This window comes from Gordonia insulae, assembly GCF_003855095.1.
Lineage (GTDB): Bacteria > Actinomycetota > Actinomycetes > Mycobacteriales > Mycobacteriaceae > Gordonia > Gordonia insulae.
In genome coordinates, this window is the sequence record NZ_CP033972.1 from 241,996 (window position 1) to 257,733 (window position 15,738).

General features: G+C 69.9%; 16 protein-coding genes. 7 read left to right on the forward strand and 9 right to left on the reverse strand.

Features of this window, described 5'->3' with window-relative positions:
• Nucleotides 1-20: 20 nt before the first annotated feature.
• On the reverse strand, nucleotides 21-1,235 hold the full coding sequence (locus tag D7316_RS01230) for a protein kinase domain-containing protein (RefSeq protein WP_124706686.1): 1,215 nt from the start codon (nucleotides 1,233-1,235) through the stop codon (nucleotides 21-23).
• 117 nt (nucleotides 1,236-1,352) lie between these two features.
• Here D7316_RS01230 and D7316_RS01235 point away from each other — a divergent pair, with 117 nt between their 5' ends.
• Entirely contained in the window at nucleotides 1,353-1,718 is a 366-nt protein-coding gene (locus tag D7316_RS01235) for an Rv2175c family DNA-binding protein (RefSeq protein WP_124706687.1), read from the forward strand.
• Nucleotides 1,719-1,739: 21 nt separating this feature from the next.
• On the opposite strand, the gene D7316_RS01240 is transcribed toward D7316_RS01235, so the two are convergent.
• The 5 genes from D7316_RS01240 to D7316_RS01255 are packed head-to-tail and all read right to left on the reverse strand — an operon-like array spanning nucleotide 1,740 to nucleotide 7,052.
• Entirely contained in the window at nucleotides 1,740-2,702 is a 963-nt protein-coding gene (locus tag D7316_RS01240; protein WP_232016715.1) for a phytoene/squalene synthase family protein, read from the reverse strand.
• A gap of 30 nt (nucleotides 2,703-2,732) precedes the next feature.
• Nucleotides 2,733-2,936, reverse strand: coding sequence for a hypothetical protein (locus tag D7316_RS27700; RefSeq protein ID WP_408609957.1), 204 nt, complete (start codon nucleotides 2,934-2,936; stop codon nucleotides 2,733-2,735).
• Nucleotides 2,930-4,354, reverse strand: coding sequence for a polyprenol phosphomannose-dependent alpha 1,6 mannosyltransferase MptB (mptB, locus tag D7316_RS01245; RefSeq protein WP_408609958.1), 1,425 nt, complete (start codon nucleotides 4,352-4,354; stop codon nucleotides 2,930-2,932). Before mptB ends, D7316_RS27700 begins: the two co-directional genes overlap by 7 nt.
• Entirely contained in the window at nucleotides 4,351-5,913 is a 1,563-nt protein-coding gene (gene crtI, locus D7316_RS01250; protein WP_232016716.1) for a phytoene desaturase family protein, read from the reverse strand. Before crtI ends, mptB begins: the two co-directional genes overlap by 4 nt.
• The gene (locus tag D7316_RS01255) at nucleotides 5,910-7,052 is read right to left on the reverse strand and encodes a polyprenyl synthetase family protein (RefSeq protein WP_124706688.1); all 1,143 of its coding nucleotides are present in this window, start codon (nucleotides 7,050-7,052) and stop codon (nucleotides 5,910-5,912) included. Before D7316_RS01255 ends, crtI begins: the two co-directional genes overlap by 4 nt.
• Before the next feature lie 85 nt (nucleotides 7,053-7,137).
• On the opposite strand from D7316_RS01255, the gene metF reads away from it, so the two are divergent.
• Nucleotides 7,138-8,100 carry a methylenetetrahydrofolate reductase [NAD(P)H] gene (gene metF, locus D7316_RS01260; RefSeq protein WP_124706689.1) on the forward strand — a complete coding sequence of 321 codons (963 nt, stop codon included), beginning with the start codon at nucleotides 7,138-7,140 and terminating at the stop codon, nucleotides 8,098-8,100.
• 56 nt (nucleotides 8,101-8,156) lie between these two features.
• Here the strand turns inward: metF and D7316_RS01265 are convergent, their stop codons facing one another.
• The 3 genes from D7316_RS01265 to D7316_RS01275 all read right to left on the reverse strand — a co-directional run bounded on the left by D7316_RS01265 (nucleotide 8,157) and on the right by D7316_RS01275 (nucleotide 11,439).
• Complete coding sequence (locus tag D7316_RS01265; RefSeq protein WP_197718162.1) at nucleotides 8,157-9,026, reverse strand: LppM family (lipo)protein; 870 nt, start codon at nucleotides 9,024-9,026, stop codon at nucleotides 8,157-8,159.
• Between the two features lie 64 nt (nucleotides 9,027-9,090).
• Nucleotides 9,091-10,665: a phytoene desaturase family protein gene (locus D7316_RS01270; RefSeq protein ID WP_232017109.1), complete on the reverse strand. Its 1,575-nt coding sequence runs from the start codon at nucleotides 10,663-10,665 to the stop codon at nucleotides 9,091-9,093.
• A 120-nt stretch (nucleotides 10,666-10,785) separates the two neighbouring features.
• Nucleotides 10,786-11,439 carry a GNAT family N-acetyltransferase gene (locus D7316_RS01275; protein ID WP_124706691.1) on the reverse strand — a complete coding sequence of 218 codons (654 nt, stop codon included), beginning with the start codon at nucleotides 11,437-11,439 and terminating at the stop codon, nucleotides 10,786-10,788.
• Between the two features lie 252 nt (nucleotides 11,440-11,691).
• Here D7316_RS01275 and D7316_RS01280 point away from each other — a divergent pair, with 252 nt between their 5' ends.
• The 5 genes from D7316_RS01280 (at nucleotide 11,692) to D7316_RS27045 (ending at nucleotide 15,733) form a co-directional block, all read left to right on the forward strand.
• Entirely contained in the window at nucleotides 11,692-12,165 is a 474-nt protein-coding gene (locus D7316_RS01280; protein ID WP_124706692.1) for an SAV_6107 family HEPN domain-containing protein, read from the forward strand.
• A 163-nt stretch (nucleotides 12,166-12,328) separates the two neighbouring features.
• Nucleotides 12,329-12,733 (forward strand): DUF3040 domain-containing protein, encoded by a 405-nt coding sequence (locus D7316_RS01285; RefSeq protein WP_124706693.1) that lies wholly within the window; start codon nucleotides 12,329-12,331, stop codon nucleotides 12,731-12,733.
• 440 nt (nucleotides 12,734-13,173) lie between these two features.
• Nucleotides 13,174-13,614 (forward strand): division/cell wall cluster transcriptional repressor MraZ, encoded by a 441-nt coding sequence (mraZ, locus tag D7316_RS01290; RefSeq protein ID WP_124706694.1) that lies wholly within the window; start codon nucleotides 13,174-13,176, stop codon nucleotides 13,612-13,614.
• Nucleotides 13,615-13,791: 177 nt separating this feature from the next.
• Nucleotides 13,792-14,817, forward strand: a complete 1,026-nt coding sequence (gene rsmH, locus D7316_RS01295) for a 16S rRNA (cytosine(1402)-N(4))-methyltransferase RsmH (RefSeq protein ID WP_269462477.1) — start codon at nucleotides 13,792-13,794, stop codon at nucleotides 14,815-14,817.
• Nucleotides 14,818-15,034: 217 nt separating this feature from the next.
• Complete coding sequence (locus D7316_RS27045; RefSeq protein WP_331852555.1) at nucleotides 15,035-15,733, forward strand: hypothetical protein; 699 nt, start codon at nucleotides 15,035-15,037, stop codon at nucleotides 15,731-15,733.
• Nucleotides 15,734-15,738: the final 5 nt, after the last annotated feature.

Consider the following 15,738-nt stretch of genomic DNA (forward strand, 5'->3'; position numbering starts at 1 on the left):
CGCGCGCACGGGTGAGCGACTCAGCTCAAGTAGGTCTGTCCCACCCACCAGCCGACCGCGCCGATCGCGGCGGCGAGGACCAGGACAGCCAGGATCCAGAGCAACGCGCGTACCGCGCCGCCCTCGTCGGGCTCCACCGTGCTCACGTGCCGGTCGTCGCGACGGCGGTCGGTCGCCGCCGTGGCCGGACGTGCGACCTGTGACGGCGCGCCGGCGGGGACGGGCGCGACCGGCGCACCGGTCCCCGGGGTCATGCCGGGCCGGGACTGGACACGGGTGTGGTCGGGCACCGGCGCGGGCGGGGGTACCGCGCCGGGATGCGCTCCGCGTAGTCGTGCCATCGTCTCCCGCTCGGCCGATCGTCGCGGCGCGGGCACGGTGAACGGGGGGAGCTCGAGGTCGTCGGCGGCCGCGAGCAGCGCGCGCCGCATGTCGAATCCGTCGGCGTATCGGTCGCCGGGCTCGCGTTCGGTTGCGCGCAGGACGATCTCGTCGAACTCCTCGGGGACGCCGTCGACGACGTCCCCGGGTGCCGGGACGTCGTAGCTGAGTCGTTGGTAGGCGAGTGCCAGCGGCGTATCGCCACGGAAAGGGGTTCGGCCGGTGAGCAATTCGAACAGCATCACGCCCATCGAATAGACGTCGCTGCGGGCGTCCGCGTCGCCGGCCTCCACCTGCTCGGGCGACAGGTAGGCGGCGGTCCCCAGAATGACACTCGCCGAGGTCACCCCCGCCTCCGCCACGGCGCGGACGAGCCCGAAGTCGGCGACCTTCACCTCGCCGACCTCGGAGATCAAGACGTTCTCCGGCTTCACGTCCCGATGGACGAGTCCCGCGGCATGCGCGGTGCCGAGTCCGCCGAGCACCGGATCGGCGACAGCGGTGACCGCGTGCGGCGGCATCGGTCCCCGTTCCCGCAGCAGTTCGCGCAGACTCCCGCCCTCGACGAGTTCCATCACCAGGAACGCGATGCCGTCGTCGATGCCCTGGTCGTACACCGCGACCAGGCCCGGATGCTTGAGACCGGCGACCGCTCGCGCCTCGAACTCGAACCGCCGCAGGAACTGCGGATCGCCGCTGTAGCGGGCGTCCATCACCTTGATCGCCACCGAGCGCCCCAGCCGGAGGTCGACACCGAGGTAGACCGCCGACATCCCGCCGCGCGCGATCGGCGCGTCGATCCGGTAGCGACCCTCGAGGGTCGAGCCCAGAAGGGTGTCCGCGGGAGGTCTCACGACGCCGAATCTACCGGGCGAGGTCGCTCCGGCGGGTGATCGACCCGGGGACGTGGCGAGCAGGCCACCCGACCCAACCGCGGCCGTGGCGGTCGCCGAGCCGGTACGCTCTGCGGTGTGGGTTCACTACCGCTGTCCGAAGACAGTCTCCCGCCCGACCTCGACACGCTGACGATCGATGAGGTCTCCCGCCGATTGCGGGTGTCCTCCAACCGGGTACGCACGCTCATCCATGAACACCAGTTGCTGGCGGTGTCGCGTGGCGGCGCGCCTGCGGTACCCGCGGTCTTCTTCGACGACCTGGGCATCGTCAAGCATTTCACCGGACTCGTCGAGGTGTTGTTCGACGGTGGCTACACGCGCGACGAGATCATGGAGTGGCTGTTCACCGTCCAGGACGACCTCGAGATGTATCCGGCGCAGGCGCTGCACACACATTCCGCGCGCGAGGTCATCCGTCGGGCCCAGGCGCAGGCGTTCTGACCGCCCGCCGGCGGAATCCGTTCAGTCCGACCGGTGTCGGACGACGGCCTGGGCGGCACGCATCGCCCGACGAGGTGTGCCGACGACGGCGCGATGGTCCATGACCCGGTAGTCGACGCGTTCGATCTCGGTGAGGATGTCGCGATAAGTGGTCGCCGCCGCGTGGATCGATCGGCGAGACCGGCTGGGCAGCATCGTGATCGCCGGCCACGCCTGTCGGTATTGATCGCGATTGACGGCGATGATGTGAGCCAGTGCCCGCCGTAGCGGCCCGCTGGTGGTGCGGTGTGCCCGGCACCACCGCAGGTGGTCCTCGTCGACGCCGAATGCCGCGAGTTCGTCGGTGGGTAGATAGATGCGGCCGCGGTCGAGGTCCTCGGCGACATCGCGCACGAAGTTGGTGAGCTGGAAGGCCTCGCCGAGCCGGGCCGCCCCGGCGGTGATCGCCGGGCCCGGTGCATCGACACCGAGCAACGGGAGCATCTGGACCCCGATCACCGAGGCGGATCCGTAGGTGTACTCCGCGAGTTCGGCCCAGGAGCGGTAGCGGTCCCGGAACTCCGCGGTCCCCGGAACGTCCATCCGCATCGACCGCAGGAACGCATCGAATGTCGCGGTCGGGATGTCGAAGCGCGCCACGGTGTCACCGAGCGCGGCCAGGATGGCACCGATGTCGTCGTCGGGGTGACCGGGGTGACCGGGGTCGCCGGTGCGGCCGTGCACCGTCACGGTGCGGTGCAGCGCTGATTCGATCCGATCGATACCCGCCGCGGCGTCCGTACCCGTGGACCCGGCCGGGGGCAGATCGACGAGATCATCGACGACACGGGCGAATCCGTACAGGGCGAAGACGCCACGCCGTCGTGCGGGCGGCAACAGGCAGGCCGCGGCGTAGTAGGTGCGTCCGTGTGCGGCGGTCAGCGCCCGGGCGCGTCGATAGCCATGCCGGATCAGCTCCGGGTCGGTGGCGTCGCGTGCATCCACAGGGCTGGAGTCGTTGTCAGCCAACGGATGTCACCGACCCGTCGCGGACACCGGCACATCCCTGTCATCGTCGTCGGCGGGGCGATCCCGGAACCAGTTCACGAGTTGTCCGAGCCGCAACGGATCGGGCCGCAGCAGCGAGATCGCGGCGAGCGCGGACAATGCCATCGCCAGGATCACCTCGGGCACCTTGTAGAAGAGGATCGAATCGTCCGGCTGGAACACGATCAACATGAAGGTGGAGACGAAGACAACCGCCGCCGACACCCTGGGGGCAGGGTGAACGCCACCGCGAGACACAAGGCCCACGTGTAATACCAGGGGAGAGTGGATGGTTCGAGTATGAGCACGGCCAGCATGGCCCAGACCATCCCGGCCATCGCGCTGCGTTCGTCGCGGCGGTGCCACCACCACAGCCCGATCAGGACCACGGCGAGGATCACCGATCCGACGGCGCGCGTCACGACCAGGACCGGCTGCAGGTTCAGTGCGGTGAACGGCGCGGCCACCAGCGTCACCAGATGGCCGGCCAGGGTGGGCAGGGTGAACCAGTTGATGATCCGGTCGGCCCAGCCCAGGCCGGTCAGCCAGCCGAGTCCGAGTCCGAGGATGGCGGTGCAGGCCGCGAACACCGCCACGGTGATCCCGACGACGGCTGCGAACACCCCGGCCACATCCGCGGGCCGGACAGCACGCCGGGCGCGGATGTGGGACAGCCAGATCCACACGACGAACGGGATCGCGACCCCGGCGGTGACCTTGATCGACACCGCGAGTCCGAGCACCACGAGGCCGGGCACGTGACGGCCGGTGACCACCAACGTGACCCCCGCGACCAGTACGCCCATCATCAGCAGTTCGACATGGGTGCCGGCGACCAGGTGGATCAGCACCATCGGATTGGCCAGGGCCAACCAGAGGCCGGCCTGCGGCGACGCGGAGAAGTGTTCGGCGAGACGCGGAATGGCCCAGAGCGCCAGCAGGAGGCCGGGTAACAGCACGAGGCGGATCAGATAGACGCCGAGGATCGCGTTGTCGCCGGTGAGTTCGGTGATCACGCGCGTCATCCCGACGAAGAACGGACCGTAGGGGGCCGTCGTCGACGCCCACACCTGGGCCATGCTGTCCAGCAACGGACCCGGCTGGTGCGCCGGGCCGTCGGCGTACGGATCGAGGCCCGCGCGGAACACCGCGCCCTGTCCCAGATAGGCGTAGACGTCGCGGCTGTAGAGCGGGACCGCCACCGCCAGCGGCGCCGCCCAGGCGAGGACACCGAGGCGCATCGCGCGCACGGAGGGCACGGTCGGTGAGGGCACGGGGGAGGGCACCGCCGGTGAGGGCACGGGGGAGGGCACCGCCGGGGAGGGCCTCGAGCCGACGCCGATCCGGCGGCCGAGCCGCACCCAGGCGACGATCATCGTCGCGACGCCCAGCCAGAAGACGGTGCCGAACAGGGTCTTGCCGTGTCCATAGGTGATGGCGGACAGGCCGAGGTCCTGGGCGGTGGTGTTGTTCCGGGCGATGTCGCCGACGCCGAAACCACCGATACAGATCAGTACCGCGCCGATGAAACCCAGTATCAGATCACCCGATCCGGTCACCCGGCCGAGACCCGCGGTTCGGGCCGTCCCGGTGTCGTCGATCGTGGTCATCGCAGCATCCTACGGCGCGGCGAGATCTCGCCGAGGCTCTCGACGACACGTTCGGCGGCGAGCCGGCCGGACACCAGCACGGGCGGGATGCCGACACCCGGCACGGTCGCCGCGCCGGCGAGGACGAGATTCGGACTGCCCGGCCACCGATTCGGGGTGCGGAAGGGTCCGGTCTGGCGCACGGTGTGTGCCGCGCCGAACGGCGTCCCGGCCGGCAGGCCCGCCGCCGCCCAGGTGCCCGGATGGTCGATCCGCAGTATCGACAGTGCGGAGTCCATGCGGTGATAACCGCGCCGGGCCAGTGTCGGCAGGCATTCCGCCGCATACGCGCCGGCGAGTGCGTCCCACGGCAGGCCGGCCGTGTCCAGGTTGGGACACGGTGCGAGCACCGAGACCCGCTCGGTCGTGGCGTCGGCGTCGGGGTCGGACAGGTCGGGCCGCGTCACCAGGAACGACGGGTCGCGCATCAGGCGGCCCGGCGCGCGCGTCAGATCGCGGAAGGTGTCCGACCAGGCCGCACCGAAATCCAGTGTGTGGTGGTGCCCGGGCCACGCCTGCGTCACCGATCGCGGCGCGACCCCGTGGATCACCACAGCGCTCGGCGAATGACGGATCCGTCGCCATCGCGGACCGCGGGGCAGTCCGGTGCCGAGCAGATCCGCCACCGCGCTGATCGGGATGGCCGCGACGACCGCGTCCGCGGACAGTACCTCGCCGGTGGCGAGACGTACGCCGGTGGCCCGACCGTCGTTGTGGCACAGCGACGTCGCCGCGGTGGACAGCATCACGCGGGTGCCCGCGTCGCGCAGGGCGTCGGCCATCACCTCGCCGATCCGGCCCATCCCACCGGCCGGATAGTGGACCCCGAGTCCGACGTCCATGTGTGCGATCACGCCGTAGATGGCGGCCGCATGCTGCGGCGGTACGCCCGCGTAGAGGGCCTGGAAGGTGAAGATCCGTTGCAGCCGTTCGTCATCGACGTGGCGGGCCACCGCCGGGGTGAGCCGGCGGGTCGCGCCCATGGCGATCAGGCGCGCGGCGGCCGCGACGATTCGGCGATCGGCGAGATCGCGCACCGAGCTCAGGTTCCGATCGATGAAGGTGTCGAACTCGACGTCGTAGAGGCGGTTCAGCCAGGCGGTGAGGTCGCGCACCCCATCCGCGGCGTCGCGCCCGAAGGCGTCCCTGACGGTGTCGGCCAGTCGGTCGACGCCGCGCGGGACGTCGAGGGCGGTGCCGTCGGCGAACCGTGCGGAGTAGGAGGGATCCACGTCCACGAGAGCCAGACGTCTGCGGGTCTCGTCGGCGGAGACCCCCACGGCGGCAAGCGCATCGTCGATCAGGGTGGGCATGGTGAGCACCGTGGCGCCGGTGTCGAACCGATGCGAGCCGTCGTCGCCCAGCCGCTCGGTGCGGACGAGTCCGCCCGGTGTGTCGGCGGTCTCGACCACCGTCACCCGATGGCCGTGTCCGGTGAGGTGCAGGGCGGCGGACAGACCGGACAGCCCCGCCCCGATGACCACCACCCGGGCGCCGGAGTCGATCGGTGTCGGGCTCACGTCGTGCGGTGGGCGATCCGGTGGGCGAACCCGTCGAGTTCGGCGCGGACCGTCGCCGACAGGTCGGCCCGGGCCAGCGTCTCCAGCGCCGAGCCCAGCAGGCCCGAGATCTGCCGCTCGATCTCCTCGACCGCGCCGACATCGGTGAGAATGGCTCGGGCCGTTCGCACCTCGTCGTCGGTCAGGGCGCGACCGACCGCGTCGCGGAGCCGGTCGGCGCGGTCGCCGCCCTGCGCAGCGGCGCGGGCCAGACCCACCGCCAGCAGGGCGGTGCGCTTGCCGGCGATCAGGTCGTCGCCGGACGGCTTGCCGGTGCGTTCGGGGTCGCCGAAGACCCCCAGCAGGTCGTCGCGCAGTTGGAAGGCGATGCCGAGGTCGTGCCCGACGGATCGCAGATCGCCGATCAGTGCGGGGGATGCGCACGCCAGGGTGGCACCGAGTTCGAGGGGCCGTGCCACCGTGTAGGCGGCGGTCTTGAACTCCATCACGCGATACGCGGCGTCGATCGATTCGTCGCCGCCCGCCTCGTTGACGATGTCGAGGTACTGGCCGCCGAGCACCTCGGTACGCATCGCCGACCACACCCGGCCGACGGGTGCGGGCAACGGGCGTGGTGCGGGGACGTCGAGCGCGTCGGTGCCGGGGTGGTGGCCGTGGACCATGTCGTCGGCCCACGCCAGCGCCAGATCGCCCAGCAGGATCGCGGCCGATACCCCGTGGTGATCGGGTTGGCCGGCCCACCGGTCGACGCGGTGGCGACGTTCGAACTCCCGATGAACGGTCGCGTGTCCTCGACGGGTGTCGGACCTGTCGATGATGTCGTCGTGGATGAGCGCGCACGCCTGCACCAGTTCGAGTGAGGCCGCGACACGCAGGGCGTCCGCGGCGTCGGGATCGGCGGGTGTCGCCGGGTCGCGCGTCGAGCACGACGACCCGGCCAGCCATCCGGCGTAGGCGAACGTCGGGCGGACCCGCTTGCCGCCCTGTAGGACGAAGTCGCGCAGCACCTCGCCGGCCGCGCCGAACTGCGGATCGATGTCGACGGCCACCGGCACCGCACGGTCGAAGAAGACCCCGAGCGCGGCCTCGACGGCCGCGGGCACATCGTCGAGGGTGGTCGGTATCGGCGGGGAGGTCACCCTGTCAGGCTAGTGGCCGACGGACCCGGCGAGGCCGCGAGGCCGGTGCCCGGAGCGCGCCGCCGGTGATCCGTACAATGTCCTGGTGACCTCATCCTCCACCCCGGCTCCATCGATCATCGATCGGCTGTCCGCACCGCACCGCGGTCCGGTGCCGTTCTCGGTGGAGTTCTTCCCGCCCAAGGACGAGGCCGCGGAGGCCCGGCTGTGGCGGGCGGTCCGTACCTTCGAGCGCCTCGGTCCCGCATTCGTCTCGATGACCTACGGCGCCGGAGGATCGACCCGCGACCGAACCGTCCGGATCACCGGTCAGCTCGCCGCCCAGACCACGCTCCTGCCGGTGGCGCACCTGACCGCGGTGAACCACAGCATCGAGGAACTACGCGCGCTCGTGGGTGCCTACGCCGATCAGGGCATCACCAACATCCTCGCGCTGCGCGGTGACCCGCCCGGAAACCCGTTGGGCGAGTGGACCAAACACCCGGACGGGGTCGAGTACGCGGAGCAGTTGGTCCGGCTGATCGACGATCTCGGAGATTTCCACGTGGGTGTCGCATCGTTCCCCGAGGGGCATCATCGCGCCATCGACCTCGATCACGACACCCGCACCCTCGTCGACAAGCTGCGGGCCGGTGCCGAGTACTCGATCACCCAGATGTTCTTCGATGTCGACGACTATCTCCGCCTGCGTGATCGCGTGGCGCGCGCCGACCCGGAGCAGGGCAACAAACCGGTCATCCCCGGGATCATGCCGATCACCTCGCTGGCGAGTGTGCGCCGGATGACCGAGCTCTCCGGCTCGGTCATCCCGCCGGACGTCCAGGAGAGGTTCGCCGCGGCGGCAGGCGACGGTCCCGAGGAGGACCGCGAGGCCGTCCGCGCCGTCGGGATCGATTTCGCGACGGAGATCGCCGAGCGACTCATCGCCGAGGGTGCGCCGTGCCTGCATTTCTGCAGCCTCAACTTCGCGAAGGCGACGAGCGAGGTCCTCGAGCGGCTCGGTGTGGACATGACGTCCGTACTCCCGGTCGCGTCGGCGGCTCGCTGACCGATCCGGGTTCCCTCCGCGGGTGACCGATGCGGTCCGACCGGCCTACCGGCCGGTCAGCGACCGGCGCCCGAACCCGCCGTGGTCTTCGGGGTGGGTGGGCTCGTCGGTGGCTTCTTGCCGGCCGACGGCCGCGGCCTGCCGGGCCGCGGGCTGCGATCCCGCCTGGTCCACGCCAGCCCGGCGACCACCAGCACGGTGAGCAGGCAGATCAGCGCCAGGAACCACGACCAGCTGCTGACCGCGGCGGTCGCCGGGTCCGGATAGGTCGCGTCGGCGCTGAAGTCGGAAGGTTTGCGCGGCTCGGGCGTCCAGGTGACCGTGCTCTCGCCGATCTGGTCGCCGTTCGTCGCGGTCACCGGTCCGGCGAAGGTGACGGTCAACCGGACCAGGTCGCGGCCGGGGGTCAGATCGCTCAGGTCGGCGCTGCCGCGGAACCGCACCACGTCGCCACTGCGCTTCGCGGTGAGGTCCATACTCATCGCCGACTCGCCGAAGGCGGCGGCGACGATGTCGCCGAGTTGGCTGAACTGGCCGGCGGTGAGGTCGGTGAAGACCGCACGTGTACCGACCCGCGGTATCTCGGGGGCGTCCTCTGCGGCGTCGCCGGGTGCGCCGCTCGCCGGCGGAGCGGCGGGATCGGCCGCCGACGGCGTCGGCGCGGGAGCACCCGCGGTGGTCGAGGCCGACTCCGGGACGGAGTCGTAGTCGCTCAGGCTGACCCGCGACGCCATCGACTCGGGGACGTCGAGTTTCGGCGCGCCGCGCGGATTGTCCGGCGACGTCGCCACGACGATGGTTCCCGAATACCGGTCGCCGACCGTCGTCGAACGCTCCAGACACCCGCTGAGCAGGGGAGTTGCGGCAAGCAGAGACAGCAGCATCAGGATGGCGGACCAGCGGGATGACGAGCGCACGATGCTCATCGTGCCAGACGACCCGCGCCGACCGTGGCCGACGCACCACGGCGTGCCCGGACGTCGTCGCGATTCACCGTCGGCGCATCGCCAGGTGCGCGGAGATGCGCCCGCTGGCGCCGGTCACACCGCCGCCGGGATGCGTGGATGCCCCGGCCAGCAGGATGCCGTCGGCGCCGGGCACCCGGTGTGCGGACAGGTCGGGGTGTGGACGCCAGAAGAACATCTGGTCGATGCTCATCTCGACGTGCATGATGTTCCCGCCGATCAGCCCCAGCTCGCGTTCGAGTTCGTCGGGTGTCTGGATGTGCATGTGCTCGATGTGGTCGCCGAATCCGGGGGCGTGCCGGTCGAGTTCGGCGACCACGGCCGCCGCCGCACCCGGTCCGGCCTGCGCCCACGTCCGGCCACCGGCCAGGCGGTACGGATGCCATTGCGCCCAGACGTTGACCAGGTGTCTTCCGGGTGGTGCCAGGGTCGGGTCGATCGCCGAGTACCCCATCGAGACGCACGCCGGCCGCTCCGGCGACTCGCCGACCGAGGCCGCGGCGCGCGCGCGACGGAGCTGGGCACGGTCGGTGACGAGCAGACCGAGCGCCGAGTGCACCCCGTGCGGGGGGAGGTCGGACGGGAGATCTCGATAGGCGGGCAGCGCGTCGGTGCCGAGTCGCACCGCCATGCCGATGCCGTCCCCGACGACGATCTGCGAGCGCCAGCGGTCGACGGTCTGGGCGGGGAGGCCGCCCGCGGCCAGCAGGTCCAGAGTCGTCAGGATGTGACATGCGGCGATCACGGTTGTCCCGCAATGTTGTTCACCGCCGGCAGTCTCCACGCGCCAGTGATCGCCGCACCGGGTGATCGCGGTGGCACCGTCGCCCAGTGCCACCTCGCCGCCGTCGCTGCCGAGACGTCGGAGCAGCGCCTCGGTGAGCGCGCCGCTGCCACCGACCGCCCGTCCCGGCGGGATGTCGTGCTGGAGCGCGGCGAAACCGATCATGGGTGCGGTGCCGGGCGCGTCCATCGGCGGGCCCGACTGCGCACCGAACCAGGCCAACGCCGCTTTCAGTGGTTCCGCGGTGAACCACCGGTCGAGCAGTGCGTCGCCCGAGGACATCAGTTCCTGGGTGAGTGAGAGCATCGCACCGGTTCGACGGCCGACCGGGCCGCGACGGGCCGTGGTGGCGGTCCCCGTCAGGCCGGTGAACGCGGTGGCGAACCGGCCGGGCGTGGCCGGCCCGTAGAACGAACGCATGACCGACCGGGCACGTGGTCGCCACACCTCGACGAACCTCCGGTAGGCGTCCGCGTCGGCGGTCCCGACGGCCCGCTCGATCGAGGTGCAGGTGGCGTCGAGGTCGGTACGGAAGATGATCGGCGCCGAGTTGTCGGTGGCGGGGCTGAACGCCCACGGATCGCAGTCGACGTAGCGCAGGCCGTGATCGGTCAGCGCGAGCTCGTCGAGCACCGGCGAGTGACGGATCATCAGATGCGCCGACGATCCGCGATCCACCCGGTAGCCGGGGAACCGTTCGATGGTCGAGACGGCGCCGCCCGCGACGTCATCACGTTCGAGCACCCGCACCGACCGCCCGTCGCGCGCGAGGTACGCCGCGGCGACGAGGCCGTTGTGGCCCGCCCCGACGACGATCGCGTCGACGGCGGGATGGCCGGGCGTCGTGGAGGGTGTCGTCGATGAGGGTGTCGTCGAAGAGGGTGTCACTGTCGGATCATCTCGTGTGCCATGTCATCGATGCTCCACCCTCCGGCGTCATCGCCGACCCGGATCGTCGGGAACCAGCGGCAGCGGACGGCCGAGGAAGGCAAACGGACGAGGATCGCCGGTGAAGGTGAAGTGCCGGAGGACGTCGACGAAGCCGAGGCGTCGATAGAGCGACCACGCTCGGTTGTTCTCGGCGGGGATCTCCGGCGTGGACAGGAGCACCGATCGCTCGGTGCGACCGGTGAGCAGCCGACCGAGCAACCACTGGCCGATGCCGCGGCCCTGGGCGCTGGGGTGGACGTGCAGCTCGGTGAGTTCGAAGTAGTCGCGGGTGATCTCGTCGACCTGCGCGGCCGGCTGCCCGGACTGGCGTAGTCCGATCCGGAGTTGCTGATTCCACCACTGGTCGCGTGCACCCCGGTAGCCGTAGGCGATGCCGACCAGCACTTCGTTGTCGGCGACCGCGAGCGGCCGGGACAGCCGTCTGCGCACCCAATCCGGGGATCGGACCTCGGCGGGAGAGACGGTTGCCACGGCACCGACGGCCCGCCACCCCGGACGACTGATGTGGTCACGCCACAGCGCCGCCCGGTGGATCTCGGTGCCGCGGGGGTAATCCATGGCGGTCACATAGATGTCGAGCGCGGGCTCGAGCCACACCGGGGCATCCTGACCGGTCAGCTCAACGAGGCGGATCGTCAACGAACGTCTGTCCTCTCGTCGAACTCTGGGCATCCGTGTCCGCGGCCGTCTTGAAGCCGGCCCGCGTGCTAGCTATATTGAATATGTCGAACGGGTGTTCGATGAATCAGCCTCCGCAAGCTGTTCTGTCCCCACCCGCCGACGCATGCGCCGGCCCGACGGCCAACGAGGGAAGCGTCAGCTGTCGGGCCGGCGTTGTACAAAGCAGTTGTACAACGCAGACACGAGCCGGCCAACCCGAGGAGGAGTGCGATGCCCCGCTCGATCCCCACCTCGCAGACCGCGATGGACATCGATCCGATCATCGTGCGTCGAAGTCGTGACCTGCTCGATCGCGCCCAGGTGTTGTTCGACAACGCCGACGGCGTCGACGATCCGGCGGAGCGCTTCCGCCAGTACTATCTGACGGCCCTGCGTGCGGCAGGGGCGGCCATCGAGATCTACGAACCGTCCACACGCCCGGCCCGTCGCCGGCATTCCCGCAGCGCATGGAACCGTCTGCCGGTGGTCGTGCCCGAGCTCGGCGAACTCGCGGAGTTCTTCGCCGTGCGTTCACGCATCCGGCTCGACATCGAATCCGGGCTGATCCGCACGCTCGAGGAGTCGGCGGTACGCGTGATGCGCGAGCGGGTGATCGATCTGCTCGACGGGGTGGAGGCGCTCGTGATCGCCTACGAGCAAGGTAAGCTGCCTCATCAGAATGTGCGGTCCGACCGCACCGCGTGACACGGCGATCCGACTCAACCTCGGGTAATGGTGGTCGCCGGATGATTCTGCTCGTATCATGGGAATTGAAGTCGTATACAGCGGCTGAACGGCGTCGACAGCGCACACGGTTCGACAGCGGTCGTGTGGTCGGGTCGGTTGAGTTTGGGAGTTAGGAGGGTCGGTGCCTCTTTCGGAGCACGAGCAGCGCATGCTCGAACAGATCGAAAGCGCTCTGTATGCCGAAGACCCGAAGTTCGCGTCGAGCGTCAAGCGCCGTCGCCTCGGGAGGTCCAGCGGCCGGCGTCGGTTGCAAGCCGTGGCCATCTTCGTCGTGGGTCTGGTTCTGCTCGTCGGTGGTCTCATCGTGGACGTCAAGGTCGGCGGGTTCCCGATCATCAGCCTCATCGGCTTCCTGATCATGTTCGGGGCCGGTCTGCTCGCGCTCATGGGCGGGAACGGACGGACGCCCGGGCCTGATCGCGGAGCCGGCCGTGGCGGCGGCAAGGAACAGCGGGCGGGCGCACCCAAGCGCAAGTTCTCCGAGCGCATGGAAGACCGTTTCAACAGGCGTTTCGAGCAGGAGTAGATCCTTCGCCGGGCACGGCCCGGGCATTGGCTTCACCAAGGCCGCACACCAACTGGTGTGCGGCCTTGGTGCGTGTCGGGACGGCTCACGGCGTCCATCCACATCCACCCCGACGGACTCGCCGGTCTCCCCACGCTGACCCACCGTGGTCCCCACTTCGCCCCACCGGGGTGCCCCACTTTGCCCCACCGTCCCAATCAAGGGCATCTCACCTGGCACTTTGATGTGTTCCAGCACCACAAGCACCACCCAGAACCTGGCGCGACGCGCCGGATCTGATCGACGTCCCCACTTGCTCTGATGCCGTTGAACTGGGAGTTTGTGATCGTGTGGGGCATGGGTGGGGTGTTGGGGGTGGAAAGTGGTGGAAAGTGGGGTACTGTGGCAGCACTGGGTGAGACGGACCGGACGTCGAACCTGGTGGGGCAGGAGGTGACGACATGTCCGTGCGATTTGTCGGCACCTACACGCCCCGACTCGATGACAAAGGGCGACTCACGTTGCCCGCCAAGTTTCGCGACGCGCTGGCAGGAGGGGTGATGGTCACACGAGGCCAGGACCGCAGCCTGTCGGTGTATCGGGCCGAGGAGTTCGACGCGATCGCGGAGCGCACGATGGCGGCATCGCGCAACGACCCCGAGGCGCGGGCCTTTCAGCGGTACTTCTTCGCGAGTACCGATGAGCAGCGGCCCGACGGACAAGGCCGGATCACCTTGTCGGGCGAACACCGGACCTACGCCGGCCTGTCCAAGGAGTGCGTTGTGATCGGCGGTTTCGATCACCTCGAGATCTGGGACGCACAGGCCTGGCGCGACTACCAGAGTCAGCACGAGGAGGACTTCTCGGCAGCGGGCTCCGCCGCATTGGACTCGCTGCTCTAGCAGACAGTCGTGCGGGGCACACAGATGAACAGGGGATCGGGTGGGTCGAGGCCTCGGCCCGGAACGACCCTGGCGTACTTCCCCAACGCCAGGTGCGTGATCGGGCCGAGACCCCGCCTCATCGGACATCCCCTCGAGCGACAGTCAGTCGAACCGCACAGTCCGAGGAGTAGGTCGGTGAACGCACGCCAGGAGGAGCCCGGAGATCATCCCGGTTCGCCCCGGCAGTCCGGTGAGTTCGGTCACCTCCCCGTGATGGCCGACCGGATGATCGACCTCATCACTCCCGCCTTCTCCCGCGGCGACAGTGCCGACACCGCCCCGGTCTTCGTCGATGCGACGCTGGGCGCCGGTGGGCACACCGAACTCATCCTGCGCGCCGATCCCGCGGTCCGCGTGCTCGGCATCGACCGCGACAGCACCGCACTCGACATCGCGCGCGAGCGTCTCGCCGGGTTCGGCGACCGCATCACCTTCCATCAGGCGCGGTTCGACGAGATCGGCGACGTGGTGACCGAAGCGGGTCTCGACCGCATCGACGCGGCGCTCTTCGACCTCGGCGTCTCGTCGATGCAACTCGACCGGCCCGATCGCGGGTTCGCCTATGCTGTCGACGCCCCGCTCGACATGCGGATGAATTCGTCCGAAACCGTCACTGCGGCAGACATTCTGAACACCTATTCACACGGCGACCTGGCCCGAATCCTGTCCGAGTACGGTGAGGAGCGCTTCGCCGGCAAGATCGCGTCGGCCGTCCTCCGTGAGCGGGAACGCGCGCCGTTCACCACCAGCGGTCGCCTGGTCGAGTTGCTCTACGCCGCAATCCCCGCAGCCACCCGTCGCACGGGTGGTCATCCGGCGAAGCGCACCTTCCAGGCGTTGCGCATCGAGGTCAACCACGAACTCGACGCGCTGCGGCGGGCGATTCCCGCAGCCCTCGGGGTCCTGGGTGTCGGCGGGCGGGTCGCGGTGATGAGCTACCAGTCCCTCGAGGACCGGATCGTCAAGCGGGAGTTCGCCTCCCGGACAACATCCACGTCGCCGCGCGGGCTGCCGGTCGAATTGCCCGGTTCGGCACCGGATTTCCGGCTGATCACCCGGGGTGCCGAGCAGGCCGACGAGACCGAACGCGCGCAGAACCCGCGGTCCGCCTCCGTGCGGGTGCGTGTCATCGAACGTGTCGAGGAAAAGGATCGCTCATGACCCTGGTGCAGGACATCGACATCGACGACGACCTCCTCGAGGAACGTCCGCAGAGAGGTCGGCGGACCGGTGGCGCCGACGCCCAACGCGCGACGCGATCCCGTGCCGCGCAACGGGCGATCGACCGCAGGCGTAAGCGTCTCGACCGCGACGAGCGCGCCGGCCGCGTCGCCGAACGTGCATCGGCCACGGCGCGACCGGCCGGCCCCGGGTCTCGATGCGGGCGCGAATCGCGGGCGTTCCCTTCGTGGTTCCCATCCTGGCCCTGCTCGTCGTCGGTCTCGGTCTCAGTCTCTGGCTGTCCACCAAGGCGGCCGCCGACTCCTACCGGCTGGGCGAGGCTCGTCAGGAGAACCAGTCTCTGGTCGATCGCCGTGATTCCCTCAAGCGGTCCTACGAATCGGGTGATTCGGCGCCCGAACTGAGCGACAAGGCCTCGCGCCTCGGCATGATCCCGGCGAAGAACCCCGCCCGGATGATCGTCGACGGGACCGGAAAGCCGCGCGTCGTCGGCGATCCCGAACCGGCCGAGGGTAAGGCCATGCGATCGATCAACCCGCCGACCGGTCCCGACCCCGTCTCGACGATCGACCCCAAGAAGGTCGACGACTCGCAGGGGCTCCCGGGTGACGCGGCCAACACCGATGCGGCGAATGGCGCTGGTACACAGCAGGATTCGCAACCGGGAACGACCACAGCGCCGACCACCCCGGGTGCGGCGCCGACCTCGCCTGCACCGCAGGGTGCGACCCCGGCGACGCCGACGCCTGCCGCGCCCACCCCGTCGGCTCCGGGTGCGCCGGCGCCCGACGCGGCCACGCCGGGCGCGCCCGTTCCGGACGTCGTTGCTCCGGCGCCCAACGTGCTGCCCTCGAACGTCAACGCGCCGGGCGCAAATTCGCCGGAATCGCGTTAGCGGCA

Excerpts from the sequence above, each read along its gene's own strand:
- D7316_RS27700 (WP_408609957.1), bottom strand. The coding sequence starts at position 2,936 with ATGTTGATCGTGTTCCAGCCGGACGATTCGATCCTCTTCTACAAGGTG.
- D7316_RS01265 (WP_197718162.1), bottom strand. The coding sequence starts at position 9,026 with ATGAGCATCGTGCGCTCGTCATCCCGCTGGTCCGCCATCCTGATGCTG.
- mraZ (WP_124706694.1), top strand. The coding sequence starts at position 13,174 with ATGTCCGTGCGATTTGTCGGCACCTACACGCCCCGACTCGATGACAAA.
- D7316_RS27045 (WP_331852555.1), top strand. The coding sequence starts at position 15,035 with ATGCGGGCGCGAATCGCGGGCGTTCCCTTCGTGGTTCCCATCCTGGCC.
- mptB (WP_408609958.1), bottom strand. The coding sequence starts at position 4,354 with ATGACCACGATCGACGACACCGGGACGGCCCGAACCGCGGGTCTCGGC.
- D7316_RS01280 (WP_124706692.1), top strand. The coding sequence starts at position 11,692 with ATGCCCCGCTCGATCCCCACCTCGCAGACCGCGATGGACATCGATCCG.